The organism is Arthrobacter sp. Y3223151 (assembly GCF_059091125.1).
In genome coordinates this window covers 18,572-45,488 of the sequence record NZ_JBNHGI010000010.1, presented here as the reverse complement: position 1 = coordinate 45,488, position 26,917 = coordinate 18,572, and the positions used below count along the sequence as shown (strand labels likewise).

At 60.5% G+C, this 26,917-nt stretch carries 26 protein-coding genes; 17 read left to right on the top strand and 9 right to left on the bottom strand.

From position 1 onward, the window contains the following. Positions 1-15 precede the first annotated feature (15 nt). Together AC5RUP_RS13505 and sufU are read left to right on the top strand one after the other, a co-directional pair. Positions 16-1,332 (top strand): cysteine desulfurase, encoded by a 1,317-nt coding sequence (locus AC5RUP_RS13505; RefSeq protein ID WP_494153745.1) that lies wholly within the window; start codon positions 16-18, stop codon positions 1,330-1,332. A 1-nt stretch (position 1,333) separates the two neighbouring features. After that, positions 1,334-1,795 carry a Fe-S cluster assembly sulfur transfer protein SufU gene (gene sufU / locus AC5RUP_RS13500; RefSeq protein ID WP_494153744.1) on the top strand — a complete coding sequence of 154 codons (462 nt, stop codon included), beginning with the start codon at positions 1,334-1,336 and terminating at the stop codon, positions 1,793-1,795. A 70-nt stretch (positions 1,796-1,865) separates the two neighbouring features. On the opposite strand, the gene AC5RUP_RS13495 is transcribed toward sufU, so the two are convergent. Both AC5RUP_RS13495 and AC5RUP_RS13490 read right to left on the bottom strand, forming a co-directional pair. Continuing rightward, positions 1,866-2,087, bottom strand: coding sequence for an SCO4848 family membrane protein (locus tag AC5RUP_RS13495; protein WP_494068135.1), 222 nt, complete (start codon positions 2,085-2,087; stop codon positions 1,866-1,868). Positions 2,088-2,103: 16 nt separating this feature from the next. Beyond that, positions 2,104-2,604: a DUF2505 domain-containing protein gene (locus AC5RUP_RS13490; RefSeq protein WP_494153743.1), complete on the bottom strand. Its 501-nt coding sequence runs from the start codon at positions 2,602-2,604 to the stop codon at positions 2,104-2,106. A 185-nt stretch (positions 2,605-2,789) separates the two neighbouring features. Here AC5RUP_RS13490 and AC5RUP_RS13485 point away from each other — a divergent pair, with 185 nt between their 5' ends. Further along, positions 2,790-2,921, top strand: coding sequence for a hypothetical protein (locus AC5RUP_RS13485; RefSeq protein WP_494153742.1), 132 nt, complete (start codon positions 2,790-2,792; stop codon positions 2,919-2,921). A 120-nt stretch (positions 2,922-3,041) separates the two neighbouring features. Beyond that, entirely contained in the window at positions 3,042-6,659 is a 3,618-nt protein-coding gene (gene mfd, locus AC5RUP_RS13480; RefSeq protein ID WP_494158648.1) for a transcription-repair coupling factor, read from the top strand. 59 nt (positions 6,660-6,718) lie between these two features. Here the strand turns inward: mfd and AC5RUP_RS13475 are convergent, their stop codons facing one another. From AC5RUP_RS13475 to AC5RUP_RS13465, 3 genes are read right to left on the bottom strand one after another with little or no spacing between them, the layout of a single operon-like run. Continuing rightward, a complete protein-coding gene (locus tag AC5RUP_RS13475; RefSeq protein ID WP_494153259.1) occupies positions 6,719-7,717 on the bottom strand; it encodes a GDP-L-fucose synthase family protein in 999 nt (332 codons plus the stop codon). 8 nt (positions 7,718-7,725) lie between these two features. Then, positions 7,726-8,754 carry a GDP-mannose 4,6-dehydratase gene (gene gmd / locus AC5RUP_RS13470; RefSeq protein ID WP_494153262.1) on the bottom strand — a complete coding sequence of 343 codons (1,029 nt, stop codon included), beginning with the start codon at positions 8,752-8,754 and terminating at the stop codon, positions 7,726-7,728. Further along, a complete protein-coding gene (locus AC5RUP_RS13465; RefSeq protein WP_494153258.1) occupies positions 8,747-10,054 on the bottom strand; it encodes a glycosyltransferase in 1,308 nt (435 codons plus the stop codon). The genes gmd and AC5RUP_RS13465 overlap by 8 nt, the downstream gene beginning before the upstream one ends. A gap of 723 nt (positions 10,055-10,777) precedes the next feature. Between AC5RUP_RS13465 and AC5RUP_RS13460 the strand changes: the two genes are divergently transcribed. The 8 genes from AC5RUP_RS13460 to AC5RUP_RS13425 all read left to right on the top strand — a co-directional run bounded on the left by AC5RUP_RS13460 (position 10,778) and on the right by AC5RUP_RS13425 (position 18,732). Beyond that, positions 10,778-11,857 (top strand): glycosyltransferase family protein, encoded by a 1,080-nt coding sequence (locus AC5RUP_RS13460; RefSeq protein ID WP_494153257.1) that lies wholly within the window; start codon positions 10,778-10,780, stop codon positions 11,855-11,857. A gap of 767 nt (positions 11,858-12,624) precedes the next feature. After that, a complete protein-coding gene (locus AC5RUP_RS13455; protein ID WP_494153256.1) occupies positions 12,625-13,101 on the top strand; it encodes an MATE family efflux transporter in 477 nt (158 codons plus the stop codon). A gap of 1 nt (position 13,102) precedes the next feature. Next, on the top strand, positions 13,103-14,110 hold the full coding sequence (locus AC5RUP_RS13450; RefSeq protein ID WP_494158647.1) for a glycosyltransferase family 4 protein: 1,008 nt from the start codon (positions 13,103-13,105) through the stop codon (positions 14,108-14,110). 93 nt (positions 14,111-14,203) lie between these two features. After that, complete coding sequence (locus tag AC5RUP_RS13445; protein ID WP_494153254.1) at positions 14,204-15,292, top strand: glycosyltransferase family 4 protein; 1,089 nt, start codon at positions 14,204-14,206, stop codon at positions 15,290-15,292. Between the two features lie 29 nt (positions 15,293-15,321). After that, entirely contained in the window at positions 15,322-16,434 is a 1,113-nt protein-coding gene (locus tag AC5RUP_RS13440; protein WP_494153253.1) for a glycosyltransferase family 4 protein, read from the top strand. Positions 16,435-16,436: 2 nt separating this feature from the next. Then, positions 16,437-17,114: an acyltransferase gene (locus tag AC5RUP_RS13435; RefSeq protein ID WP_494153252.1), complete on the top strand. Its 678-nt coding sequence runs from the start codon at positions 16,437-16,439 to the stop codon at positions 17,112-17,114. A 61-nt stretch (positions 17,115-17,175) separates the two neighbouring features. Next, positions 17,176-18,429: an O-antigen ligase family protein gene (locus AC5RUP_RS13430; protein ID WP_494153251.1), complete on the top strand. Its 1,254-nt coding sequence runs from the start codon at positions 17,176-17,178 to the stop codon at positions 18,427-18,429. A gap of 135 nt (positions 18,430-18,564) precedes the next feature. Next, on the top strand, positions 18,565-18,732 hold the full coding sequence (locus AC5RUP_RS13425) for a TRCF domain-containing protein (RefSeq protein ID WP_494153261.1): 168 nt from the start codon (positions 18,565-18,567) through the stop codon (positions 18,730-18,732). 202 nt (positions 18,733-18,934) lie between these two features. Here AC5RUP_RS13425 and AC5RUP_RS13420 read toward each other — a convergent pair whose 3' ends face one another. Together AC5RUP_RS13420 and AC5RUP_RS13415 are read right to left on the bottom strand one after the other, a co-directional pair. Beyond that, entirely contained in the window at positions 18,935-19,939 is a 1,005-nt protein-coding gene (locus AC5RUP_RS13420; protein WP_494158646.1) for an LCP family protein, read from the bottom strand. Between the two features lie 68 nt (positions 19,940-20,007). Beyond that, positions 20,008-21,813: an ABC transporter ATP-binding protein gene (locus AC5RUP_RS13415; protein ID WP_494153249.1), complete on the bottom strand. Its 1,806-nt coding sequence runs from the start codon at positions 21,811-21,813 to the stop codon at positions 20,008-20,010. 95 nt (positions 21,814-21,908) lie between these two features. Between AC5RUP_RS13415 and AC5RUP_RS13410 the strand changes: the two genes are divergently transcribed. Continuing rightward, the gene (locus AC5RUP_RS13410; RefSeq protein WP_494158645.1) at positions 21,909-22,325 is read left to right on the top strand and encodes a MarR family winged helix-turn-helix transcriptional regulator; all 417 of its coding nucleotides are present in this window, start codon (positions 21,909-21,911) and stop codon (positions 22,323-22,325) included. A 7-nt stretch (positions 22,326-22,332) separates the two neighbouring features. On the opposite strand, the gene AC5RUP_RS13405 is transcribed toward AC5RUP_RS13410, so the two are convergent. Together AC5RUP_RS13405 and AC5RUP_RS13400 are read right to left on the bottom strand one after the other, a co-directional pair. After that, on the bottom strand, positions 22,333-22,599 hold the full coding sequence (locus AC5RUP_RS13405) for a hypothetical protein (RefSeq protein ID WP_494153247.1): 267 nt from the start codon (positions 22,597-22,599) through the stop codon (positions 22,333-22,335). A gap of 267 nt (positions 22,600-22,866) precedes the next feature. After that, complete coding sequence (locus AC5RUP_RS13400; protein ID WP_494153246.1) at positions 22,867-23,748, bottom strand: response regulator transcription factor; 882 nt, start codon at positions 23,746-23,748, stop codon at positions 22,867-22,869. 373 nt (positions 23,749-24,121) lie between these two features. Here AC5RUP_RS13400 and AC5RUP_RS13395 point away from each other — a divergent pair, with 373 nt between their 5' ends. The 4 genes from AC5RUP_RS13395 (at position 24,122) to AC5RUP_RS13380 (ending at position 26,862) form a co-directional block, all read left to right on the top strand. Further along, positions 24,122-24,673, top strand: coding sequence for an alternate-type signal peptide domain-containing protein (locus tag AC5RUP_RS13395; RefSeq protein WP_494153245.1), 552 nt, complete (start codon positions 24,122-24,124; stop codon positions 24,671-24,673). A 77-nt stretch (positions 24,674-24,750) separates the two neighbouring features. Next, positions 24,751-25,332 carry a hypothetical protein gene (locus tag AC5RUP_RS13390; RefSeq protein WP_494153244.1) on the top strand — a complete coding sequence of 194 codons (582 nt, stop codon included), beginning with the start codon at positions 24,751-24,753 and terminating at the stop codon, positions 25,330-25,332. A gap of 11 nt (positions 25,333-25,343) precedes the next feature. Continuing rightward, positions 25,344-26,045 carry a signal peptidase I gene (locus AC5RUP_RS13385; RefSeq protein WP_494153243.1) on the top strand — a complete coding sequence of 234 codons (702 nt, stop codon included), beginning with the start codon at positions 25,344-25,346 and terminating at the stop codon, positions 26,043-26,045. A 7-nt stretch (positions 26,046-26,052) separates the two neighbouring features. Next, positions 26,053-26,862, top strand: coding sequence for a hypothetical protein (locus AC5RUP_RS13380; protein ID WP_494153242.1), 810 nt, complete (start codon positions 26,053-26,055; stop codon positions 26,860-26,862). The last annotated feature ends 55 nt before the right edge of the window (positions 26,863-26,917 follow it).

Here is a 26,917-nt window from a genome sequence, read left to right as displayed (position 1 = left end):
CAAGGAGCACCTCAGGTGTCTGTGGTAACCACTCCCGCAACCCTCAAGCATGCCGCCGGCATGATCGACAATGCCGAAGCTCGGCGCATTCGCAACGACTTCCCCATCCTCGACCAGCAGGTGAACGGCTCGCCGCTGGTGTACCTGGATTCGGGCGCCACGTCGCAGAATCCGCTCTCGGTAATGGAGGCCGAACAGGAGTACTACGAACAGCGGAACGCCGCGGTCCACCGGGGTGCGCACATGCTGGCGGTCTCCGCCACCGATGCTTTCGAGAACGCGCGGGAAACCGTCGCCGGCTTCATCAATGCCGGCATCGACGAGGTGGTCTGGACCTCCAACGCCACCGAAGCCATCAACCTGGTCGCCTATGCCTTCTCCAACGCCAGCGCCGGCCGCGGCGGGGAGGCCGCGTCGCGTTTCGCGCTGGGGCCCGGCGACGAGCTGGTGGTTACCGAGATGGAGCACCACGCCAATCTGATCCCCTGGCAGGAGCTCGCCTTCCGCACCGGCGCCACGTTGCGCTTCATCCCGGTGGACGACGCCGGTGCGCTGCGCCTCGACGAGGCGGCACAGGTCATCGGTCCGCGCACCAAGGTCGTGGCGTTCACCCACGCCTCCAATGTGCTGGGGACCATCAACCCGGTAGAGGACCTGGTGGGGCTCGCCCGCAAGGCGGGCGCCGTCGTCGTGCTCGACGCCTGCCAGTCCGTGCCGCACATGGCCGTCGACGTGAAGGCACTGGACGTGGACTTCGCCGCCTTCTCCGGGCACAAGATGCTGGGTCCCACCGGCATCGGCGTGCTCTACGGCAAGGCGGAACTGCTCAACGCCATGCCGCCGTTCCTGACCGGCGGCTCCATGATCACCACCGTGACCATGGAGCAGGCCGACTATCTGCCGTCCCCGCAGCGCTTCGAAGCCGGAACCCAGCGCATCTCGCAGGCGGTGGCGCTGGCCGCGGCGGTCGAATACCTCCAGGAGACGGGCATGGACCGGATCCATGCGTGGGAGGCCGAACTCGGGCAGCGGCTGGTGGCCGGACTCTCCGCCATCGACGGTGTCCGGGTGCTCGGCCCGGCCGCCGGCGCCGAACGGATCGGTCTGGCCGCCTTCGACGTCGATGGGGTCCACGCCCACGACGTCGGCCAGTTCCTGGACGACAAGGGCATCGCCGTGCGCGTCGGCCACCACTGCGCACAGCCGCTGCACCGGCGTCTCGGCCTGGTGGCGACCACCCGCGTCAGCACCTATCTGTACAACACCACCGACGACGTCGACGCCTTCCTGGACGCCGTCGCCGGGGTCCGCCCGTTCTTTGGAGTTAACTGACGTGAGTGCTGAACTGCAGCAGCTGTACCAGCAGATCATCCTGGAGCACGCCAAGAAACGGCACGGGGCGCCCCTGGCGGATCCGCCGCCGGGAGACAAGTCCGGCGAGTCGCACATGCTCAATCCGACCTGCGGCGACGAAATCACGCTCCGCGCCGCCGTGCACGAGGACGGCGCCGAGACCATGCTCTCCGGCGTCAGCTGGGACGGCCAGGGCTGCTCCATCTCGATGGCCTCCGCGTCGGTGCTGAGCGACCTGGCGCAAGGCATGGAGCGGGAGGAGCTGCTGAAGGTGGTGGACAACTTCCGTGAGCTGATGCGCTCACGGGGGAGTGTCGAGGCCGACGAAGAAATCCTCGGCGACGCCGCCGCGTTCTCCGGCGTCTCCAAGTATCCGGCACGGGTGAAGTGCGCGATGCTCGCCTGGGTGGCGCTGGAAGAAGCCTTGCTGGCGGCGAACTGACCGGATGAAAAAGGGGCCGGGCGGCGCACTCGCGCGGCCCGGCCCCTCCTTTGGCTTGCTGGCGTGCGGTCTAGCCCGCGAGGCCGCGGGCGCCGATCACCAGCGTGGCGATGCCCAGGATCATGGAGGTGGTCGCCTTCATGAACTCCATGGTGAAGTAGCGGGTCATTGCGCCCTTGTCGTCTTTGGAGCGGGGATCCTTCCACACCCGGACGAGATGGGGGGCCCAGACCAGCAAGGCCCAGACGCCGGCAAGGATCAGCACCCAGGCCAGGGCAGCCGGAATATTCACTGCAGCGGCTCCCGGATCAGGCGCGGCCGGACAGCCAGGCCTCGGCCTGCTGCGCCTGGATGTTCAGCGCCTTGCCCAGCATCGGCTCGGCGGCAGCGGCGATCTTGCCGCCCAGGAACGGGATCGAAGACTTTACGTCTCCGCTGAGGTCCACCCGCGTATAGTCTCCGTCGGCCACGAGCTGCTGGACCGCGGTGACGTCCACCGGGGCCCCGGCCACCTTCATGCTGACGTCGGAGGTGCGGGAACCGTCGGCCGCGGGCGCCTGCCACCGTTCGGTCTGGGTGACGGTGAGCGAGTCGCCGAGCATCTTCTTCGCGATCTCCGGCAGCCGCGCACTGGGAACCTTGCGGACCACGGTCAGCGTGAAGGCGCCCGCAACATCGCCGTCGCGCTGCACGGACTCCAGCGTGCCGCCGACCAACTCGCTGATGTGGCGCAGGAACGCCTCGTCGGTGAAGGTTTCGGTGACCTTGGCTGCGGGATAGGGCAGGGTGGTGGAAGCACTGAGCGCCATGAAGACTCCAGACAATTAGGTTGGGGACAAAGAGCCAGCACTCATCTTACGCGGCAGCCGCAAACAACGGCTGTATAACTTTTCACCTGACCACGGCCGTTTTGGCGGATGGCCTTGTAGCTTCTTACACATTGGGTTACTCCCGCCGCTTGGGGAAAGTGCGGCGGCCGAACAGTGGGGGCTGTATGACGTTCAAGCAACTCACCCGCAAGTGGCGCCGGATGAACGGGGACAAGCAGCGCCGTGTTGCCAACGCGGTTGTTGCCGTGCTGGCCGTCTGCCTGGTTGCCGTGCTCGCCTACTCGCTGCTCCGGTAGCAATCCGGTATTCCTCCCGCCGAAGGGATACGGTTCTCGCGGTAAAGTTGAACGGTCGCCCCGGGGTTCTGCCGAACTTCGGGTGTTCGTGTTGCACGCTGACCGGGAGAATTAACCACCATGAGCCTCAACGGACTGCTGGCCGCCCTAGCCGAGGACAAATCATTCGCGAAGGTGCGGGTGCAGGCTGCCCGGCCGGTGGACGAGCGCAGCGAGGATCTGCAGATCGGTGCGCCGCCCGGGCTGCGGGCCGCCCTCCTGGCCGAGATGGTCCAAGGGCTGGAGGCGGGCGCCGGCAAGGGGGCCGCACCGGGCGACGGGTCCGGGCCCGGCGTCGTGCTGGCGGTGACCGCGACCGGGCGGGAGACGGAAGACCTGGCGGCGGCGCTGCGCAGCTACTTGCCGGATGAGTCGATCGAAGAGTTCCCCAGCTGGGAGACGTTGCCGCATGAGCGCTTGTCGCCGCGGTCGGACACGGTGGGGCGCAGGCTGTCGGTGCTGCGCCGGCTGAAGCACGACGACGGGGCGGCGCCGCTGCGGGTGGTGGTGGCCCCGGTGCGCGCGGTGCTTCAGCCGCTCGTGCAGGGGCTGGGGGATTTGCAGCCTGTCTCACTCACGGTCGGCGACGAGGTCGCCTTCACCGACGTGGTCCGTCGGTTGTCCGAAGCCGCCTACGCCCGCGTGGACATGGTGAGCCGGCGCGGCGAGTTCGCCGTGCGCGGCGGCATCCTGGACGTCTTTTCGCCCACCGACGACCACCCCGTCCGGATCGAGTTCTTCGGCGACGAGGTCGAATCGATGCGCTGGTTCGCCGTTGCCGACCAGCGCTCCCTGGCCGGGGAGAACGTCAAGCACCCCGCCCAGCTGTACGCCCCGCCGTGCCGGGAGCTGTTGATCACGCCCTCGGTCATGAGCCGCGCCGCCAAACTGAAGGGGCAGATGCCGGCGGCGGACGACATGCTGGAGAAGATCGCCGGGGGCGTCGCCGTCGAAGGCATGGAATCGCTGTCGCCGGTGCTGGTGGACGCCATGGTGCCGTTCATCGGGGAGCTTCCGCCCGGCTCCATCGCCGTCGTCATTGAACCGGAAAAGGTGCGCGGCCGCGCCCATGACCTCGAGACGACAAACGATGAGTTCCTGGCCGCCGCGTGGGCGACGGCTTCCGAGGGCGGGGACGCACCGCTGGACCTGGCGCTGCAGGGGGACCTGGAGCAGGCCGGCTTCCGGTCGCTGGGGGACACCCGGGCGACGGCCGGAGAACAGCAGGTGTCGTGGTGGTCCATCACCTCGTTCAACTCCGACGACGAAACAGTGCTGGACATTGACACGCTGACCATCGCGGCCAGGGAGCCGAGGGGCTACCAGGGCGATGTGGCCGAGATGATGGACTTCATCGGTTCCCGCGTGCGCGACCGGTGGCGTGTGGTCGTGGCGACCGAAGGCCCGGGCCCGGCCGCCCGCATGGCCGAACTATTCCACGATGCCCAGATCCCGGCCTCCCGCGTCGAATCGCTGGAGAGCGAACCGCAGCCCGGGATCATCGAAATCACCACGGCGAGCACCGGCAAGGGGTTTGTGTTCGAGGGGCTGAAGCTGGGCCTGCTGACCGAGGCAGACCTGCTGGGCCGGGCCACCGCGCGTTCCACCAAGGACATGCGCAAGATGCCGTCGCGGCGGCGCAACGCGGTGGATCCGTTGCAGCTGACCGAGGGCGACTTCGTGGTGCACGAGCAGCACGGCGTGGGAAAGTTCGTGGAGCTGGTGCAGCGGTCCACCGGCGCCGGACCCACCAAGGCGATGCGGGAGTACCTGGTGCTGGAGTACGCCTCGGCCAAGCGCGGCGCACCGGGGGACCGGCTGTTCGTGCCGACGGACCAGTTGGACCAGGTGACCCGCTATGTCGGCGGAGATGCTCCGGCGCTGTCCAAGATGGGCGGCTCCGATTGGGCCAAGACCAAGAGCCAGGCCCGCAAGGCGGTCAAGGAGATTGCCGGGGAGCTGATCCGGCTGTATTCGGCCCGGATGGCCTCCCGGGGGCACGCCTTCGGACCGGATACCCCGTGGCAGCGGGAGCTGGAAGAGGCCTTCCCGTACGTCGAAACGCCCGACCAGCTGACCACCATCAACGAGGTCAAGGCCGACATGGAGCGGGAAGTCCCGATGGACCGGCTGATCTCGGGCGACGTGGGTTACGGCAAGACCGAGATCGCGGTGCGGGCCGCGTTCAAGGCGGTCCAGGATGGCAAGCAGGTTGCCGTCCTGGTTCCCACCACCTTGCTGTCCCAGCAGCACTTCGAGACGTTCAGCGAACGCTTCTCCGGGTTCCCGGTCAGGGTCAAGGCGTTGTCCCGCTTCCAGACCGCCAAGGAAGCCAAAGACACGATGGAAGGCATCAAGAACGGCAGCATCGACGTCGTCATCGGAACGCACCGGCTGCTGTCCAAGGAGGTCCAGTTCAAGGACGTGGGCCTGGTCATCGTGGACGAGGAGCAGCGCTTCGGCGTCGAGCACAAGGAAGCGCTGAAGAAGATGCGGACCAACGTGGACGTGCTGGCCATGTCCGCGACGCCGATCCCGCGGACGCTAGAGATGTCCCTGACCGGCATCCGCGAGACCTCCACGCTGGCCACCCCGCCGGAAGAACGCCATCCGGTGCTGACCTACGTCGGCCCGTACACGGACAAGCAGACGACGGCGGCCATCCGGCGCGAGCTGATGCGCGAGGGGCAGGTCTTCTTCGTGCACAACCGGGTGTCGTCGATCGAGCGGCAGGCGGCGCGGATTCGGGAGCTGGTGCCCGAGGCGCGGGTGGAGGTGGCGCACGGGCAGATGAGCGAGTCACGGCTGGAGCAGATCATTGTCGACTTCTGGGAGAAGCGCTTTGACGTCCTGGTCTGCACCACCATCATCGAGACCGGGCTGGATATTTCCAACGCGAACACCCTGATCGTCGACCGGGCGGACCGGTACGGCCTCTCACAGCTGCACCAGCTGCGCGGGCGGGTGGGCCGCGGCCGGGAGCGGGCGTACGCCTACTTCCTGTTCGACGCCGAAAAACCGCTGGGCGAAGTTGCCCTCGAGCGGCTGAAAGCCGTGGCCGCCCACAACGAGCTGGGCGCGGGCATGCAGCTGGCCCTCAAGGACCTGGAGATCCGCGGCGCCGGCAACCTGCTGGGCGGGGAACAGTCCGGGCACATTGCCGGTGTCGGTTTTGATTTGTACATCCGGCTGGTCGGCGAAGCGGTGGCGGATTTCCGCGGCGAAACCGAGCAGAAGGTCGCCGAAATGAAGATCGAGCTGCCCGTCAACGCCCACCTGCCGCACGACTATGTTCCGGGGGAACGCCTGCGCCTGGAGGCCTACCGGAAGCTCGCCCAGGCAACCACGCACGAAGCCATCGACGAAGTGGTGGCCGAGCTCACCGACCGCTACGGCGAGCTCCCGGAGCCCGTCCGGAACCTCGTGGCGGTGGCGCGCTTCCGGGTCGAGGCCCGCGCCGCCGGGCTGACCGACGTGGCGGTGCAGGGCAACTTCATCAAGTTCGCGCCGGCGGCCCTGCCTGAGTCCAAGGTGATGCGGCTGAACCGGATGTACCCCGGGTCGCAGGTGAAACCGGCGCTGGACTTCATCCTTGTCCCCAAGCCCAAGACCGCCCGGATCGGCGGCAAGGACCTGGCCGACTTGGCCATCCTTGAGTGGGCGCAGGGCGTCATTGACGCGGTGTTTAAGACCGAGTAAAGCTCTTGGACCGTGGCGACAACCACGGGCCAAGAGCTTTATCACTTGCATCCCAGCTATTACCCGCGGATGCTTTCCAAGTTGTCCCGGTACCAAGCAACCGTCTTCCTGATGCCTTCTGCGAGACCGATTTGTGCGGTCCAGCCGGCTTCAGCGAGTTTTGACACGTCAAGCAGTTTCTGCGGTGTGCCGTCGGGTTTAGAAGTGTCCCACTCCATGGTTCCGGTGAACCCTACGGCGTCGGCGACAAGCTGCGCGAGTTCCTTGATCGTCACGTCCGTGCCCGTGCCGACATTGACCTGATCGGGGCCGTCGTAGTGCTCGAGCAGGTGGAGGCAGGCGGCGGCCATGTCATCCACGTGCAGGAACTCACGCCGGGGCGCACCCGTGCCCCAGTTCGTCACCGTCTCTGCGCCTGTCCTGACGGCTTCGTCGTAGCGACGGATCAGGGCCGGCAGCACGTGTGAACCCGTTGGGGAGAAATTGTCTCCCGGCCCGTACAAATTGGTCGGCATCGCCGAGATCCACGGCAAACCATACTGGCGGCGAACCGCCTGGATCTGCATAATTCCGGCGATCTTCGCGATCGCATAGGCATCGTTCGTGGGCTCCAGATGCCCGGTCAGCAGCGAGTCCTCACTGATTGGCTGCTCAGCGAACTTCGGGTAGATGCAGGATGATCCCAAGAACAGGACGCGCTCAGCCCCGTGTTCCCTCGCCGCGTCCAAAACGTTGACCTGAATCCGGAGATTGTCGCTGAGGAAATCCACCGGGTAAGTGTTGTTCGCCAGGATCCCGCCGACCTTCGCCGCCGCCAACACCACGTACCGGGGCCGGGAATCAGCGAAGAACGCGAAGACAGCGTCCCGGTCCTTCAAATCCAAGTCTGTCGAGGTACGGCCAACCAGGTTCGTGAAGCCGTTGGTTTCCAGGTTTCGCCAAATCGCGGAACCAACCAAACCGCGGTGCCCTGCAACGTAGAACGGCGCGGTCCGGTCCAGCTGGCCCGGCTTGTAGTCAACGTTGTCACCGGCACTGACCGCGCTTGTGTTGATCACGGACACGGCTACTTTCCCCAGCTATCGAGGGCTACCTTGTCGATCCATGGGCTGCCAGCACACCTGAGAGCCTCAATGTCGGCATCCACCATGATCCGGGCCAACTCCGGGGTTTCGACCGTGGCTTTCCATCCCAGCTTCTCGTGTGCCTTGGATGCGTCGCCGATCAGGGCATCGACCTCGGTGGGGCGCAGGTAACGTTCGTCGAACTTCACATGGTCTTCCCAATTCAGGCCGGCATGTTCGAAGGAGTGCTGGAGGAAGTCGCGGACGGTGTAACCGACACCGGTGGCCAGCACGAAATCCTCGGGTTCGTCGGCCTGCAGCATCCGCCACATGCCTTCGACATACTCGGCTGCATAGCCCCAGTCACGCACCGCGTCCAGATTACCCATGTAGAGGTGTTCTTGCTTGCCGGCCTTGATTGCGGCCACGGCACGGGTGATTTTGCGGGTTACGAAGGTTTCGCCTCGCCGCGGGCTTTCGTGGTTAAACAGGATGCCGTTGACGGCGAACATGCCGTAGGCCTCACGGTAGTTCTTTGTCACCCAGTAGCTGTAGACCTTCGCGGCGCCGTACGGGGAGCGTGGGTAGAACGGGGTGTCTTCACCCTGCGGCGGGGGAGTAGCGCCAAACATTTCCGAGGACGATGCCTGGTAAAAGCGCGTTTGGATGCCGGCCTGGCGAACGGCTTCAAGCAGCCGAATGGAACCCATGCCAGTTATGTTTCCGGTGTGCTCTGGCTCGTCGAAGGAGACACGAACATGGGACTGTGCCGCCAGGTTGTAGACCTCATTAGGTTCGATTTCGGCGAGGAGGGTCACAAGGCGCGCGCCGTCGGCTAGATCTCCATAATGGAGGAACAGCTTTGCGTTGACGTCATGAGGATCCACGTATAGGTGGTCGATGCGCGCGGTATTGAAGGTCGATGCGCGACGGATGAGGCCGTGAACCTCGTATCCTTTTGTGAGCAGCAACTCTGCCAAGTAAGAGCCGTCTTGACCCGTAATTCCCGTAATAAACGCGCGCTTAACCAACGCAGTTCCCCCTGTCGGTGAGTCCATATTTACCGCGTCGCGTCAAGGTGGAGCGCGACTCGTTCCTGATTGCAGCTAATTCTCGCAACCATTCTCCGTACTGCACTATAGCGGCGTCTTGAGACAACATGTTCTCGGCGTATATAGTCCCGGCTTGGCCCAACTGGCTAGAAAGCCTCCGGTCGGCCCCTAACGTCTCGGCTGCCTTCAGTAACTCCGCCGGCGACTGGGGTTCAACACGGACGCCGGCACGCGAGTAGGCAATTTCCCCGGCGGTTGTGCTGTCAGCTTCTGTTGCGGCAATCACGGGCCGTCCTGAGGAAAAATATGATGTCAACTTGCTGGGAACAGCCATCTCACGGAGCCCCGCCATTTCATTGACGAGCAGGATGTCGGCTGACATGAGCGCCGCGGTGAATTTCTCTTCAGGCAACGGAGCCATGAAGGAAATGTGATCTACGTCATGACTCAGTCTTTGAAGATGCTGCCTTTGGTTGCCGTCACCCATAAGTACGAAGCGGACTTTCGAGTTCTTCATCTCAGCAAGTTTCGCTGCTTCTACAACATTTTCGAGAGCCTGCTTCACGCCCATATTTCCTGCATGAAGCACGACCACTTCGTCACTTCCCCAACCGAAGCTGGCCCGAACATCCGCTCGACGGATAGGTCCGGCGGGCTCGATGTGAGCCCAGTTCCGAATCACGCTGACACTCTCGCCAGGGACCTCTAGTGTGTCAGTCAAGTATGCCTTGAACCTATCGTGGATCACGGTGACCATGGTTGCTGAACGCAGGATGAAGCCTTCGACCTTCTTCATTACCTTTGCGGCTTTTGCGCTTTTCGCGTCTAGTTCTTCGATGCCACGACTGTAGATGTCCTGAACCCATACACCTGTAGCGGGCCTGTGGACGCCGAATCTTGCGCGCATGAGCACGAGGGCCGTTGAGAACAGCGCAGGGCTGACGACTAGAATTACGTCCGGATTATGCCAACGAGCGAGCAACACACGCAAGCCAAAGCTTAGTTCCAGGTGCAACCGCTGAAGGCTGCTCACCTTGGCAGGGATGAAGTGGCGGAGACGCTTGACCCGAACGCCGTTAATGAACTCAACCTTGCGCCAGCCTGAGTACCCGTCTTTGAGCTTCCACTCCGGATAGTGAGGATATCCTGTGATCACCCGTACTTCATGTCCAGCCGTCGCCAAACTTTCGGCAAGTCGAGTCGTGTATGGGGCGATACCAGTCGGTTCAGGTGTGTAGTTGAGACCCAATATGGCTATTCGAAGCTTCCGCTCATTCACAGATGTAAGAATAGACGTGTTATGTAAGCCAACTCGACCAACCTGGGATCATGACGGACAAATTTGAAGAAGTTGCGATGGCTGTGGACGCCACTCCCGTCATTGACCTCTCCGAGGCTCCTGGTGAACATCAGGCCTGGGACAAACCAGGCATCCTAGTCTACCTATGGGCAGCATGCGAACTCTTGTTCGTGACTAACCCTTGGCAGATAAGTTCTAGGTTGCGGATCAGAGTCCTCCGCCTCTTCGGTGCCCAGATCGGTGACGGCGTAGTATTTCGTCCGCGCACGCGGGTTAAGTTTCCATGGAAGCTCCACATCGGGCATAGGTCGTGGATCGGAGAGGGCGTGTGGATTCATAATCAAGACGACGTATATATCGGGAATGACGTAGTCATCTCGCAAGAAACGATGCTAACGACGGGCAGTCATGCTCTGCGGCGTGACATGGGGCTCTTGACCCGTCCAATTCACGTTGAAGACGGTGTTTGGATAACTTCGCGCTGCATCGTACTAGGCGGTAGGAGGATAGGCAAGTCCGCGATAATCCCGCCAATGAGCGTGGTTGAAAGGGACGTGCCGCCGAACACGATTATCTCGAGATGTCAGAGTGGTTGCGATCGACAACGTTTTCCGCCGCAAAACCCCTGAGGAAGACATTCTCTAGGACGAGTCCCTTGGGGCGTCCACCGTTGGACAAGAACGGACAAGGTAAAGAAAATTGATGGAAAGCCAAAGGGGCGTTACGCGCACCCTTATAGTTGAAGGCAACCACGAGGGACATCGACTCTACTACGTTCGCTTGCTGGCGGAGTACGCATTAGCGCGCGGCGACAGGGTCTCGTTGCTGTTGGCCGAAAATGTTGAACATACTACTGAGTTTCATATTCATCTAGGTGATTTATCCTCCGACATCGAAACCCTTCACACTGACGATTTTAGCTTGAAAAGCGTTAGTTACTTTTCTAGAAACTTAGCGGCTATGCAGACAGTTATTTCCGATGGGGACGGGTATATACAAAGCTTGGCCCTCAAATCTGGCTGGAACGGATCTGGGCGCCTTTCCATACTTGTGATGCGAGAAAGCGCAAGTGCGTCAAGCTCGCCCTTAACTCATTTGTTAAAGACCAGCGTCAAAGCAGCGTGCATGCGAAAAATTGCGATGCACAGAAACGTTCGTGTTGGCGTGCTCAAGTCCGCCGTATGGCGCGGGCGATCCAAGTACAAGGTTGTCATCGATCCCATCTCTATATCCTCCTCTGTCCAAGATGCAATCCGTTTTCGAGGAAACAATGGACTTGATAGTGGGCGTTATTGGTTTGGGGTTTTGGGAAAGGTATCCGCACGCAAAAATCTTCCAGTCATCGTCGACGCACTTCGTCGCATGGACCATCCCGATGTGGGTCTACTAATAGCGGGGAACTGTGACGATGGCGTGCTGCAAGCCGCTGGATTAAATGGAACTGCAAACACAACGATGCCTTTCAAGACCGTCATTATCGACCGGGCGCTTTCCGATACAGAACTAGATTCTGCAGTTGCTGCCGTCGATTGTCTGGTACTGGCACATTCGAATGAAGGTCCAAGTGGTTTGCTTGGTAAGGCTGCGGCGCTTGGAACACGCGTCGTGGCTGCGGGGGCGAAGTCCCTTAAAGCCGATAGTGCCGTGTGGCCCGAGGGGGTTGAGTGGTGTCAGCTAGACCCTGAGGTTCTTATGGTGACAATGCGGCAGGCAACCCAGCTACCGCGACCGGGGCGACTGCCCCAAGTTGGCAACACACAATTTGCTCGGGCGCTGCTGTGACGCAGGCACCCGGCACTGCGCAGGGGACGGACAGAAGGATCGGCTTTCAACCGGTGGTTCTGGCCGGCGGGATGGCCTTTGCTCAGATCGTAATGGCGCTCATCTACATCCTGGCCGCCAGAGACTCAAGCCCCGCAGAGTTCGGAATGATTGTTGCCTCTCTGGCACTGGGGACAGTTGGAGCTGGCGTATTAGATTACGGCAGTAACTCGTTTTGGGTCCGACAACTGGCGCGTGGAGCGATGTCCGCCAACGATCTCGGACAAAATCAACTCTGCAAGCTTCTGATTGCAGCGTTAGTTGCGCTCAGTTGGTTGATTGCATGTGTGTTCTTAGTCCCTGCGACGTCGCTTTGGATGGCTTCACCTGTGATGTTTTCAGTCGTCGTAAGTCAAAGTACTCAAGTCATGTTACGGGGACTCGGTCTAATGCACCGGGTTGCTTGCGTAGTTCTGACGGAGCGCGTCGCGGCTGGAGCAATTAGCGTCGGCCTGTTCCTAGCGAGCGTTTCTGTTACGAATTTCCTGTGGCTCGCCCTCTCCCTAGGCTCGTTGTTGGCGGCAGCGGCGGCTTGGGCCCTGACACCAGCATCAGGGCGACCCAGTTTTAACCGACCACGATGCACTAATCCGTGGGCAGGCGCTGCTCACTTTGGAATAGCAGGTCTTGCGGTTAGTGTGCAGTCCCTGGACGTTCCACTCATGGCCACTACTGGAGGTAGCGCTGCGGCTGGGCTCTATGGAGCAGTGAGTCGATGGACACAGCCCATGGGTCTGCTTGCTGCCTCATTCGCAACGGCTGCCGCTCCGTACGTAGCGCGTTCTGATTCTTGGAAGGACACTTGGACAACAGTTCGGAAGTCTCTGTGGCTGCCACTCTTGGCTATCATGATGTGTGTCTTCGTTTTTTTGGGGGCAGATCCGATCGTAGCCATTCTAATCGGCAACAAATTTGAAGGATCAGCTGCAGTTCTTCAGCTCTTAGCGTTGGGTACGGTGCCGGCAGTTCTTAATCAGCCCCTATCTGTATTTTTGCAGAACCGCGGCTACGACAAGCCAGTGTCAAAGATCGTTATATCTACCGCGCTATGTCAGCTTCTCTTGGTTGGCGTCCTTGCTACTTATTTTGAAGCCATTGGAGGGGCGGTTGCTTACATTATGGTGCAGATAATGACTTTCATTCTCCTTGTGCTACTGATGATTCGAGCTATAAAGCGGGATTCTGAAAAGGCGCAGGTGCGTTGATATGCGCGTGACTCAGGTACTTCTCAGCCCTAGAATCGGCGGAGCCGAGACATTGGTTGCATCGCTCTCGGAAGAGTGGAAAAAACTCGGCATAGAATCAAGAGTAATATATGTTGATGACACCAGTGACACCTCTGGGAGTAAAGTTCGGAGGTGGTTAGAATTGGTGCGCAAGCTTCGATCGGCTAGTCCCGATGTTATCTTAAGCCATAGCGCCATCCCAAATATGTATGCGCGTTTGGCCGCACCACGGGGAACGCCCGTAGTTACCGTTTTACACAGCGCAGGCAACGATCATGTCGACCGAAAGCTTTATTTTGTAGAGAAGCTTCTGATCCGGCGCACGGCTGCAGTGGTGGCTGTGAGCCCGCTGCAGAAATTGAATTATGAACAAATGTTTGGCCAAGCGAGGCCAATAAGCTTAATTCCAAATGGTGTCAGCAGTGACCTGCCCAGGAAGCTTGATTACGCTCTGTCTCCGAAGCGCATCGTGTCGATAGCGCGGGTGGCACAACAGAAAAACCCTGCACTATGGGTGGACGTCATGCGTTCACTGGGTCGCGACAATGATTTGACCATGGAGTGGTGGGGTCCGTTAGCGGAAAAGGGCGTCGTGACAGGCTTCGAGGGACATCTTGACTCGGCTACTGTGGGGGGATTTCGCGGGCCAACTTATGAGCCCTGGAAAAAGCTTCTGTTGGCCGATATATTTTTTCACACTGCAGACCGAGAGGCGCACAGCATCGGTCTCCTAGAGGCGGTTGGTGTGGGACTTCCGATTGTTTGTTCGGATTCCGTGTCAGAAAGTCTTCCTGACGGCGCTGCAGTCGTCCCATTCACTACGGGGGACGCTTCTTCGGCCGTCGAGGCAATCTCGACTGCAGTGCGGCAGTACGAAACACTCAGCGAACGTGCTCAACGATATGCAGCTGTGGTGCATCGCGAGTTTTCGATGACTAGGACGGCGAAAGAGTATGCGAACTTACTATATGAAGTGGTTGGGCGCTAGTCGATGTCAAAGGGCAACGGCGTAATGAGAATCCTGAGAGTCGTAAGTTTGGCCAGTGAAACGGGAAGATACGGAGGCCCTTATGACACGTCCATGAGCCAGGCACGATTGGTGCATGAATATTCCGAATCTCCCGTGCGCGTCCTCGCTGGTCATTTAAAGGGAGACCGTCCGCTTGCAACAGAGGATGAAGTCGATCTGGTTACCCGACGAGTACGTCAATGGATACCATGCGTTGGGCTTTCAGGACTGGGGTCGCTTGGTATCTTCTATGCAATTGTGCGTGAGAGTTTCCGTGCGGACACCATCCATGTTAGTTTTTCTAGAGAGTTGATACCCTATGTAACTTCCTTAGCTGCTATCTGTTTCAGAAAAAGACTTGTACTGCAGCCTCATGGAATGCTTACGACACGAAAGAGCCCTCTGCATAGCCTGCTCGATGTGTTCGTGAAGCCCGTGGTTCGGAGGTCGAATGCGATAATCGCTTTAACGACGACTGAGCTTAGCGATCTGCAATCATGGCTCAAATCATCTCTCGTTGGGAAAACCGCCATCATCGGCAACCCCTTGCCCTTCCGAGCTCTGGACTCTGAGGTTCCGCCCAAGAGTAGCCGCGAGGCCGTGTTTGTGGCGCGATTGCATCCGCGGAAGCGCGTCAGCGTTTTTCTGGAGGCTGCCAAATATGCAGCTGCGAGAGGCTGGGCCGATATGTATGTTGTCGTTGGCCCAGATCACGGGGATGGTTCCTTGGTGAAGGAAGCCGCGGCAAGCGAGTCCAACGTCTATTACGAGGGAGCCGTAGCGGCTTCCGGCGTTCGGGATGTTCTTGCGGGCGCTGGCGTTTTTGTGTTGACTTCTGAAAATGAGCCGTGGGGTAACGTCTTGGTTGGTGCAATAACCCTCGGTATTCCTGTCATCGTGACTCGTTCCTCTGCTCTATCGAAAGAGATTGAAGAGAACAGTCTGGGTATAGTAGTCGCTGATGGGGACCCGTCGGGGACTGCCGCTGCAGTTCACAAGGTGCTTAGCGGTGAATGGCGATCGCCTGAGGAAGTGGAAAAGGCACGGTTTTATACAGCGGAGCGTTTCGACGAAACGTCTATTGCGAAATCACTGTGGGCGGTCTATAGCGGAGCAAAGAGTGCTGTGGGCGCTGAGCTGCAACTTGGTTTGAATAAATGACCTCTAGTGTGGGGCCTCATGGCCGGGACATGGCAGATCACAATGTGATGTGGCTGGCGAATCGTGCAGCACCTTACCGGAAGCCAATCTGGGAGGAACTAGGAAGATATTTTAATTTTTCTGTAACGCTTCTTGAGTCGCGCACCAGGTTCCTGGCTAATCCTGGCAATCGAGGAAGTGAATGGGCGTCAGCTGCTTCTGCTTTCTACAGTGTCCAGGAAGTGGACAGCTTCCGTTTGTCACGAGGTGAATCTAATTACTATCTAGCGCGGAGGCCACTATTTACTTTTGCCACTAAACCCGATGCCATTGTGCTCGGCGCCTGGGAGTCTCCCGCATATTGGCAAGCGCTCCTGCAGGCCAAGGCCATGGGGGTTAAGACCATCGGCTTCTATGAGTCAACGCTGGAGTCGCAGCGTCATTCGCACGGGTTCATCGATAAGGCACGACGTCGGTATTTCAACCTGTTGGATCGTGTTGTTGTTCCGGGAATCGCTGCCGAGGAGGCCGTTCTTGCAATGGGCGTGAAGCCTAGCCGTATACGGAGGGGCTTCAATGCCGTTGACGTTCAGTGGATTCATGACGTCAGTAATCGCACTCCGATCGATCCTAATGACGAATCAAGAAAAGCGAACGGCCATCGTTTTCTGTTTTTGGGACAGCTTATCGAGCGCAAAAATCCCATTCTACTGTTGGAATCCTTTGCGGCAATAAGTCGACCACACGATTCCTTGACTATTGTGGGTCAGGGTCATTTGGAGGAGCTTATAATTGAGACCATTCATCGTCTGGGGTTGGGTTCAAGAGTATCCGTCGTTAGAGCGTTTCCCTATTCAGAGATCCCTGCAGTTCTTTCAAAGCACCACACGCTAGTGTTGCCGTCGAAGGAAGAGGTTTGGGGACTCGTTGTCAATGAGGCATTAGCTGCTGGCCTCCATGCAGTAGTCAGTTCTAGGTGCGGCGTTGCTGCGTCTGTAGCCGGTATGCAGGGTGTATTCGTTGGTCCGCCCTCTGTTGAGGCAATCAGTACTTTGATGCTGCAAAGCAGGGCAACATGGTCGGGAAAAGTTGCATCTCCAGAGATAATGAAATTCACCCCTCGCGTATTTGCCAGTGTTTTTAGGGACGCTATTGTTGACTAAGGATGCGTAATTGCCTCTCTACTACTACTAATGAGGAAAATTTGTCATCAATGCGCCGAGTGATCGAAATGACGATGGGCGAGTTTCGGATTTCTGTTGCTAGAACCGTTCCCATGCTTCTGAGGCGACAGCGTGTCTTGGTTGGTCGGCGCTTTCGTGTGGTGGGCGGAGAAAACATATCCCTATCCCATGCAGCGCGGCTGACTTTAGGGCTACGGTACTACGGCTTCATAGACAGACGCAGTGGCGGCCTGTTACGGATACGAGGCCGGCTGCACATAGGAGGACCCGTAGCGGTAGCGAGCGGAAACAGGTGGGATATAGGGCCTGGCGCGACCTTATCAATCGGTGGCGGTTCATACTTTTCTCCAGATAGCCTTATTGTTGTCAGTAATGGGCTTGAGGTGGGAGATAATTGTGCTATTGGCTGGGGCGTTCAATTTTTGGATGACGATTTCCACAGAGTTGACAACAATAGAGGCGCTGTGACGTCTGCGCCTATCATTTTGGGCGACCGTGTTTGGGTTGGAAGCCAGGCGAAGATATTCAAGGGCGTAAGCGTGGCGTCGGGATGTGTCATTGCAGGCGGCTCTACCGTAACTCGTTCTGTGTTGGAAGAAAACTGTTTGGTGGGTGGCAACCCAGCACGTGTTATAAGGCGCGGTGTCCAATGGGAATAGTTAGAGCCTCGCATTGGTCTACAGTACGCAATGCTAATCAACCGTCTCCGAAGGTGACATTATGAACCTTCCTCTCGTTGTTGCATTAGTGGCATGCGTGGTTTGGGCGGTTCTACTGAAAAACCCGGCGTATTCGTCAGCGCGCCGATGTCGCACAGAATATTGGTTCCCTTTTGCTATTGTCATGGGCCCCGGTGTCGCGATGGCTCTTGAGATTGCGGTGCCTGCGTCATCGCGTGACGATTACTGGATAGAAATCGTTCCACTATTACTGCTCACCGCAGTACAAGTGATCACCACTATGATGCGCGGCGCAGTCTTGAGGTGGAGCGGGTTTTTCTTGGCGGGTGCTGGATTTTTGAGTCTTGCTTTCGTTCTCACTGGAGATGCTCTAGCGATGCCGCTTCTTTCCTTCGGCATTGTAGTGTCAGCGATAGTCCTTCCGCGCGATGGTTATTCCCTTGAATCCGTTATGAGAGGGACGATAGATTCGGTACGGCTTTATCTCGTTATGCTTGCAGGGCTAATCGCCTACTTTAGAGATACGATGATTGGGGCATGCCGCTTAGATAAGTGTTCCGTCTTTGGGTCCGCTTTGGGGCCAGAGGGTACCGGCAATTCTCTTGGGTTACTGTTAGCATTTATTGGCGGCCTATCAATTATGCTCGTTTCCCACAAGGGAGCGGCTTTCGTAGTTGCATGTATGTCAGTTCTTCTCACTGATCTAACTAGTAGTCGGTCAGGACTTATCGCCCTTCTGATTACTCTCGTTGCCGCTTCAATCTGGAGGCTGCTGCCAGCGAAGTTGGCCCGTCTCAGTATGGTTCTAATCATGGTTGGGCTCGTGACTATGATTTCGATTGTTGCGCTTTATGCATGGAAACCAGCTGACTTCACTGGCCGTGGAGCCCTTTGGGGGCGTGCGCGCGACCTCTTTATACAACGGCCAGTTTTTGGACATGGACCGTCTTATTGGGTCCGCCAGGAAGCGACCACTGCTATAAGTGCAAATTACTCAACCCATAATCTGCTCTGGGAAATTCTTGTAACTGGAGGCGTATTACTATTGCTTACGCTTGCATTGTCTATGTTCTTCTTGGTCCGCCAAGTGTCGCCAGGTGCCTTCGGTTTTCTCGCCGTTGCGATAATCGGGTGGTTGGGTTCATCGCTACTGGAAGTTACTGCGGCGCCCGGCAGAATTTATCTTCTTCCTGGTCTCATGGCATTTATGTTTATTGTTGGTAACTGCATGCCAGATTTACAAAGAAAAGAACTATCCCATCCTAGAGTTCGGTCTGCGCCCACTTTGATCTAGCCTTCAATCCGATGGCGATGTGGATCGGATAGGTCGCGTCCCATTGCATCTTGCCGCTTTGAGTACCTTGTGCTGGTAGGGCCTTTATTTAATTTGGTTGGTTCTTCCGACGCAGCCCTTCAATACCAGTGATCGATTTTCTCAGGGGGGAGGAAGGAGATTGCTGACCGCCACAACGCGTTGCTAGAGCCTGTGCAGAATCTTATTGCCGTCGCGCGCTTCCGGGGGCAAGCCCGTGACGCCGGGCTGACTGATGTGGCGGTGCAGGGCTACTCCATCAAGCTCGCGCCGGCATCTCTGTAGGAGTCGAAAGCAATTTGACTGAGCCACATGTGCCCGGATCGTAGATGAGACCGGCGCTCGACTTCATGCCCATCCCGAGCCCAAAAGACACGAACCGGTGACCGGGCCTTGACTGACCAGCAGATCTTGGAGTGGCCCCAAAGGGCATCGGACGCGGTGTTCAAGGATTAGGACGCTACTGACTGTTCAGTGCCCCTCAGGCTTAGTTGTCTGCGGACAGTGTTAGCCAGTATTCATCGAGCGCGCCGTTGCCCAGGGCCGCTGTGATGTCCTTGATGGCTTGCTCGTCTTTGAGCACGATGGACTGGCCGTCGTCGGATAAGCCGGTGCCGTTGGTGGGCAGCGTGAACATATGGATGTCGTCCTTTCGCACGCTGCTGAGGCTTATGCCCAGTGATCCGATGGTTCCGGCATTCAAGCCCTCATCCACCGTGACGTACGGGGCGAATTCATCGACCGTGGAGCTGATCCGTGTTGGGTTGGCCAGCGTGTCAGCGGAGAGAAATTTGGAGATGACGGCACCGACGAAGGCACGCTGGTTGCGGACGCGCTGGTAGTCGCCATCGGAGTAGGCGTAGCGTTCGCGGACGAAAGCAAGGGCTTCCTCGCCGTTCATGAGGGTAGGGCCAGCAGCGAAATGCCTGCCGCCCAGATGTGATGAGTTGAAGGCTGGATTGACGTTGATCTCCACCCCGCCGAGCGCGTCGGTCAGGCCACGGAAGCCTTCGAAGTCGATGATGGCAACGTGGTCGATCCTGGTGTCGAAGAGTCCCTCCACCGTCTGGACCGTCAAAGGGACCCCGCCCAGCGCGTAAGCCGCGTTGATTTTGTGCTCGCCGTGGCTGGGAAGTTCCGTCCAGATGTCGCGCATGATGGACACGACGTAGACGCCAGAGCGGTCCGAGGGCACATGCAGCAGCATCAGCGCATCAGTGCGGGCATCTCCGGGGGCGCCTTTTAGGGCGTCTTCCGCGCCGTCCCCGCCGCGGGTATCTGATCCCATCAGCAGGATGTTCACGGCGCCGTCGGCCTTTCTTGCCGGCCGGGTCGACTCCTCGGGGAATGCGTCGGCAATCTTTTCGCTCTTGGCATCAAATGAATGCGCCATGTTCCAGAGGTATCCTCCGGCGGTCAGCCCGGCCACCAGGAGCAGGCCGACAAGAATGGAAACGGTGACCAGGACCGGACGCTTCATCAATCGATTCACGGGAAACAGTCTACGGGCGGGGGATGCCGCAGACGACGGCACGAAGACTTCCCTACTGCTATTGCGTCTCAGGCAGCGAGCGCCGCGTAGCGGCCGTCGGCGTCGAGCAGGGACTCGTGCGTTCCCTGTTCGACGATCCGGCCGGCCTCGAGGACGGCGATCTGGTCGGCATTCCGGACAGTCGAGAGCCGGTGGGCGATGGTGATGGTGGTGCGGCCGGCGGCCAACCGGTCGAAGGCCTGCTGCACAGCGTGTTCGGTCTGGGTATCCAGCGCACTGGTTGCCTCGTCCAGCACCAGCACCGGGGGATTGCGCAGCAGGGTCCGGGCGATGGCAATCCGTTGCTTCTCGCCGCCCGAAAACCGGTGCCCCCGGGACCCGACGACGGTGTCGTAACCATCCGGCAGCGCCGCGATGTGGTCGTGGATCTGGGCGTCCCGTGCGGCCTGCTCGATGTCGGCATCGCTGGCATCCGGCTTGGCGTAGCGCAGGTTTTCCCGCACCGTGGTGTGCAGCAGGTAGGTGTCCTGGCTGACCACTCCCACGATGGCCGCCAGGTCGGCCAGGCGCAGCGCGCGGAGGTCGACGCCGTCGATGGTGACGCGACCTTCCGTCGGATCCTGCAGGCGGGCCACCAGGGCGGCCAGGCTGCTCTTCCCCGATCCGGTCGGGCCCACCAGGGCCAGGCTGGAACCGGCAGGGACGGCCAGGTCCACATGCTCGACGGCCGGTGTCTCGCTGTCCGGATAGCTGAAGCTGACGTTCTCGAAGCGGACGTGGCCGGCGACCTTCGACGGATCCACCGGGGCGGGGGAGGCGGGCTCGGCGATCTCCACCGGCAGGTCCAGATACTCGAAAATCCGGGCGAAGAGCGCCAGCGAGCTGGTGACGGTGATCGTCACGTTCAGCAGTCCGAGCAACGGCCGGAAAAGGCCGCCCTGCAGCGCGGTGAACGCCACCACCGTGCCGATGCTGATGTTCCCTGCGGCCCCCGGCAGGCCGGCGGCGAAGTAGATGACGGCGGGTACGGCGGCAAAGATGATGCTCATGGTGGCCATCCGCCAGCGCCCGGCCAATTCGGAACGAAGTTCCAAGTCGGTCAGCCGCTCCGACGAGGCGGAAAACCGGGCGGCCAGGTCGTTTCCGGTGCCCAGGGTCTTGCTCAGCTGGATTCCGCTGACCGAGAGTGATTCTTCGATGGTCACATTCATGTCGGCCAGTTCCCGCTGGCGGCGGGCGGTCAGCTCCCGGCGCACCTTGGCCACCTTGCGGGTCAGCACAATGGCCGGCGGCATGACCAGCAGCGAGATCAGCGACAGCTGCCAGGACAGCGCCGCCATGGCCACTGCCGTGGCGACGACGGTGGTCAGGTTGGTGGCAATGCCTGTAGCGGTCGAGGTGACCACCGATTGCATGCCACCGATGTCGTGTGTGATGCGGGACTGGATTTCCCCGCTCCGTGTCCGCGTGAAGAAGCCGACGGACTGGCGCTGGAGGTGCGCGAAGACCTCGGTCCGCAGGCTGTGCATGACGCGTTGGCCCACCCGGGTCGCGATCCACGTCTGCAAAACGCCGAACAGGGCCGTAATAGCCGCGACCGCCAGCATCCCGGCGGTCAGCCAAGCCAGCAGCGGGAGCTGTTGGCGGGGCAGGGCCGTGTCGATCACCGCGCGCAGGAGGAACGGCGAGACCATGGCGGCGGCAGAGGAAGCGATGATGATGCCGGTGACGAGGGCCAGTTGTCCCCGGTACGGGCGGAACAGGGCGGCGATCCGCTTTAGCGGTACGTGCCGGGCTTGTTCTTTGTCTGCGGCCGTCGGCTCCCTGACGGGCCCGCGGCCGGCGGTTATTCCGAAGGTTTCCGTCGGAACCACCTCGATCCGTGATGAAGGGGGCAACGTGCGCCGCCCGCATTGCTGAGGTTACCTCAATATGAGGTTACAACAGGAAAACTTGGTAGCCTATTCCCGTGGCAGATGAAAGTTTACTGGACGCGTTCTGGGCCGTGTCGCGTCAACTCAGGAGGGGCGCCCGGGAGGAAATGGCCCCACTCGGCGTCGCCCCGTCACAAGCGAGGGCGCTGCGCATGCTCCGCCAGCACGGCCCGCTGCGGTTGGGTGAACTTTCCGAGCGGCTTCGGATAGCGCCGCGATCGGCGACCGACATCGTCGATGGCTTGCAGGAGAGGGGCTGGTGCTCGCGGGAGCCAGATCCGGCGGACCGCAGGGCCACGGTGGTCGTCCTGAGCGAGGCTGGGCAGGAGATGGGACGGGCCATCCGGGAGGTCCAGGTGAGGCATGCGGAGAAGTATTTTGGCGCCCTGTCTGCAGCCGAGCGCTCCGAACTTGCTGCGCTCCTGGCCAAGCTCACGTCGGGGGAGGACTAGGGAGGGCTTACCGCAAGAACGCGAACCACACGGCGGCGACGGCAGCAAGCACGACGACGGTGCTGACAACCCAGCCGGTCCTGACCGTCTTTCGGGGTGCTTTAGAGCGCTGCGTGGACCGGGAGGAGCCGGACTGCGGCTTCTCGATGCGAACATACTGGGTAGGACCGGCCGCTTGACCGGCCGCCGGTGCCACCACCTGGATGAGGCCGGTGCGCAGTTCACGCCGCGGCGGAAACGGATCCCCGGAAGGCTTGGCTACCAGCGGAACCACGGGAATCATGCCCGTGGGAGGCGCAGGATCGGCTGCGCCCGTGCGGACATCACGGCGGCTAGGCAGACGAGTGTCATCGGCAGGGGGGGTCATCATCTCGACTTTCAGCCGCCGATCCGGAACGGGACAAGGCATACATGCGGCATTGACATCATAAGCATCGGGGTGGGAGCGGCGCGGGAGGCGGGAGCGCCGTGTCGTTTTACAGCGGGCGCGGCCGTCTGAAACCCTTCCGTTCCAAAGGACCGGGCATAGGGCTTGCTTTATCTACAGTGCGTTGGCCGGAGCCATCCGGTAACCAAAGCCGCGAACGGTCTCCAACCACTTGGGGGAGCGGGGGTCGTCGCCGAGTTTCCGGCGCAGATTTGCCATGTGGACTTCAATGGCGCGTTCGTCGGAGGCGGAAATGAACGACCCGGTGTCGTAGTCCTCATAGCGCAGCCACCGCACCAGGTCCTGCTTGCTGCGCACATTTCGTCCGCTCTCCATCAGGGCGTACAACAAGTCGAATTCCATCCGGGTCAGCTGCTTCGGGACACCGTCTGCCGTCACGGTCCTGGTGGGGTAGTCCAGGCACAGCCCATTGTGGATATAAGTGGCCTCTGGTTCCTGCAACTGAAGGATAGAAAGCGGGCCATTTTGCGCGGACTCGGCTGCGACCGCTACCGGTGAGGTTGCGGTCGGAAAACCGGAGAAGTCATCGGACCCCGCTGTCGACCCCGCAGAGGTGCGTTGCCCTACCGCAGGCGGGGCTCCGGCGTCGTGAATCGATTCACTGCTGCGGGAACGACGCAGCATTGCCGCCACTCGCGCGCGTAGTTCGAAGGTACGGAACGGCTTGATGATGTAGTCATCTGCGCCGGACTTGAAGCCCAGCACGGCGTCGATCTCCTCGGCCCGAGCGGTCAGCATGAGGATGTAGGCATCGCTGAAGAGCCGGATCTGGCGGGCGGTCTCAAACCCGTCGATGTCCGGGAGGCCCACGTCCAGGGTGACGATCGAGGGACCGTGTTCTCGGACGGCGGCCACTCCGGCTTTTCCGTTCCGGGCCGTATGGACCTCAAATCCGGACTGTCTCAAGACGTTTCCGACCAGCGCACAGAGGTCTTCGTCATCTTCAATGACCACCGCTACCCGCGAAGGATCCACAAATGCCTCACCTTTCTGACGGCCGCTCCAAAGAACGGTTACGTCCGAACCCAAATTATAGTGCGCTTGCTTCACATTTGACGGAACTTGAGCTTGGCGATCGGCGGAGGAGTCGTGGGAAAGCAATCGGGAGAACATTTGCCCGTTATCGTTGCTGGCCGTTGGGTGTGATGGGCGTGTTAAGGGTTGTCTACGCCGATCTGTTTCGGCCGGTCTTTGGTTTGTCTTGAGGTTAGAGTCTGGCGCAGTGCTGAACCGGCGATTTCTTCCGGAACGTTTGGGAAATAGAACCGTTCATCTTCAGGTGCGTTGGCGAGATTGGATATATCGGCGAGAACGAGGTGCCGAGTCAGCCAAAAACAAGGGGTCAAAGATGAACAAGATGGTCAAGGGAACTCTGGCAATCGGTGTCGGCGCGGCGCTGCTGCTCGGCGGTGGCGGAACGCTGGCCGTCTGGAACGCCGAGCAGAATGTCGGAATGGGCGCCGTGGCCGCTGGCGACCTGGACCTGAAGAAGGTCGAGCAGGGCTACTGGTCCAGCAACCTCGCTCCCGGAACCATCAAGAACATCGCCGGCCACAAGATCGTGCCCGGCGAGACCCTGACCTACACGCAGAAAGTGGATGTCATCCTCGATGGCGCCAACATCAAGGCCGTCCTGACAGCCACCGACACCACGGATCCCAACAGTTCGTTTAACCCTGCCAATATCACTGTGTCCCCCGTGGAGTTGAAGAGCGGCGGCAAGGTTTTGCCTGAGCCGCTCACCACGACGGTCAGGGACATCACCGCCACGGTGACCTTCGAATTCAAAGCCGATACCGCACGCCGCGACAGCACCAAGGCCACCTACGACTTCAGCACGGTAGCATTCAAGCTGGATCAGGTGGCTCCGAAGCCCGTCAATGCTGCAGCGGGCAGCTGACAGCTGTCTAAATTTTCAAGACCAGTGGTGCGCGCCTGACCCCGACGCGCACCACTGTAGCCAGGCGGAGGCCGAAGATGCGGAACCGGCAAGCGCTAAAAGCCGCTGCTCTGCTGGCTGCTGCCGTGATGCTGGGGATGCTGGCCGTACAAGGGTCGTATGCCTTGTGGAACGCCGCCGCACCGCTCGACGCGGGCACCATCCATGCCGCGGATTTCAGGGTGAGCCTCGGCTCTGGCGACACTAGCGTGGACATGACGATGGAAGACGGCACGCCGGCAACCCTGGCGCTCGAAACGGCGCCGGCCGGAAAGCTCCTGCCGGGCAGCGCGGTCCGGGCCGGAGTCAAGCTCACCAACCTGACCGACGCCGGTGGGGAGTTCACCATCAGGGCGCACATCACGTCGGCGCCCACCATCGCGTCCGCGACTCTCGCCGAGTACCTGAACATCGCGGCAACTGGAGCCGGGAGCCTTGAGGAGTGCGAGGATCCCGCCCTCTTCACCGCGGCCGCAACAGGCAGCCTGCCTTCGATCGATCTGGCCAAGGGCGAATCGGGCGTTATCTGCCTCCAGGCGACCCTTTCCCAGCACGCGCCTCCATCTCTGCACGACACCACGACGACTATTTCCATTCCGCTCGCCGCTGAGCAGATCTGAGAGGAATGTTGGTGAACGTTTTGCGCCTTGTCGGCCGCGGGATCGCCTACCTGGCCTTTCTCACTGTCACGCTGGCGGCCTTGGTCCTGGTGGTTGTACCCCTGGTCACCGGTTCGCAAACGTACACCGTGCTGACTAGTTCGATGGCACCAAAATACGCGCCGGGCACCTTCCTGGTGGTCAAACCGACCCCCTTCGAGGATCTGCGCACCGGGGACATCATCACATATCAGGCCGCGTCCAACAGCCCGGTGGTGATCACTCACCGCATCACCTCGATTATTGCTTCGCAGCAGGGGGAGCGGCTGCTGGTGACCCAAGGGGACAACAACGGCGTGGCGGACGAGCTCCCCGTCCGGGAGATGCAGGTCCGCGGAAAGCTTTTCTATGCCGTCCCGAGCGTGGGGTTCCTGGCCAATGCCTTGGGGCAGGGGGACCGCGGCCTAGTCCTTAAACTTACGGCCATCGCGCTCATCGGCTACGGCGCTTACTCCCTCGTCAAGGGCGGACGCCAGCGGAAGGCGAAGAAGGAAGCAGCGGACCGTCAGGCATTGGATCGAGGGTCCGCGACGGTCGGCGTCGAAGTGCCTGCTTACGCGCTTGAACCGTGCCCGTCCAAGGACTCCCTGGCCGAAGACCCAACAGCAGAAGCGCAAGTGGTGCCGGCGGAGTTTCCGACCCGGCGGTCGCTCCGTCAGCGGTCGACGTCGTGATCCGGCCATGAAGAGTCATCATCAACAGTTGTACCGGGCGATGATCAACCGCGCAGGAACGGTATTGCTGTTGCTGCTGATTTTGTGGGTTCCTGCCCAGCCAGCACAGGCGGCCGACGAGCGATTGCAGCTGAGCCTGGACGGACACGACTACGCTGCCGAGCTGTCAACTCCCTTATTTGACCGGACCGGCCCGTTGGTCCCCGGCGGATCCATCGCCACCGAGTTGTGGGTGCGCAACAACAGCAGCGACAACGCGGCACTTTCGGTGGCGGGGGTCGTGGGGGCAGCCGACGTCGAAATTACGGGGAACCTCGTGCTGAGCGTTGCGCAAGCCGGTGGTGTCAGCGAAACCGTGCCGTTGAGCGGTCCCTGGTCCTGTTCAGCTCTAGCGCAAACGTGGACGTTGTCACCCGGGGAAGCAATTCCTCTCAGCCTCAAGCTGCGGTTGGCGCCCGGCGCGACGAATGAAACCAAGCGCCAGCGCGCGGAGGTCGATGTCGCGTTCGTGCTGCAGACTGCAGCCGAGGGACTTGTCGTCGCCGGCGCTTGTCCGGAAGACAGCGAGGGCGGCTTGCCTGCGGGGACGGACAGCCCGCCCGCTGATGGTGAAGCCCTGAACCCGGTTTTCCTGCCGGAGCGGCCCGCGCTGGGTGGCCCCGCCGCAGCGCCTGAGGGCAGCGGGGGAGCACCGAAGCAGGCAGGCTGGATCGAGGGCAACGTCTTCGCGGACAACCGCACGTGGCTGGCCGTTCCCTTGTCCGTCCTTGGCATTATCTTCCTGGCCCTGACGAAACGACGAAAGAAAAACCAGTGACGAACGACGTTGAGAGGACGGCCGGACCCGGGATCTGGCGGCGGGTGCGGTCCCT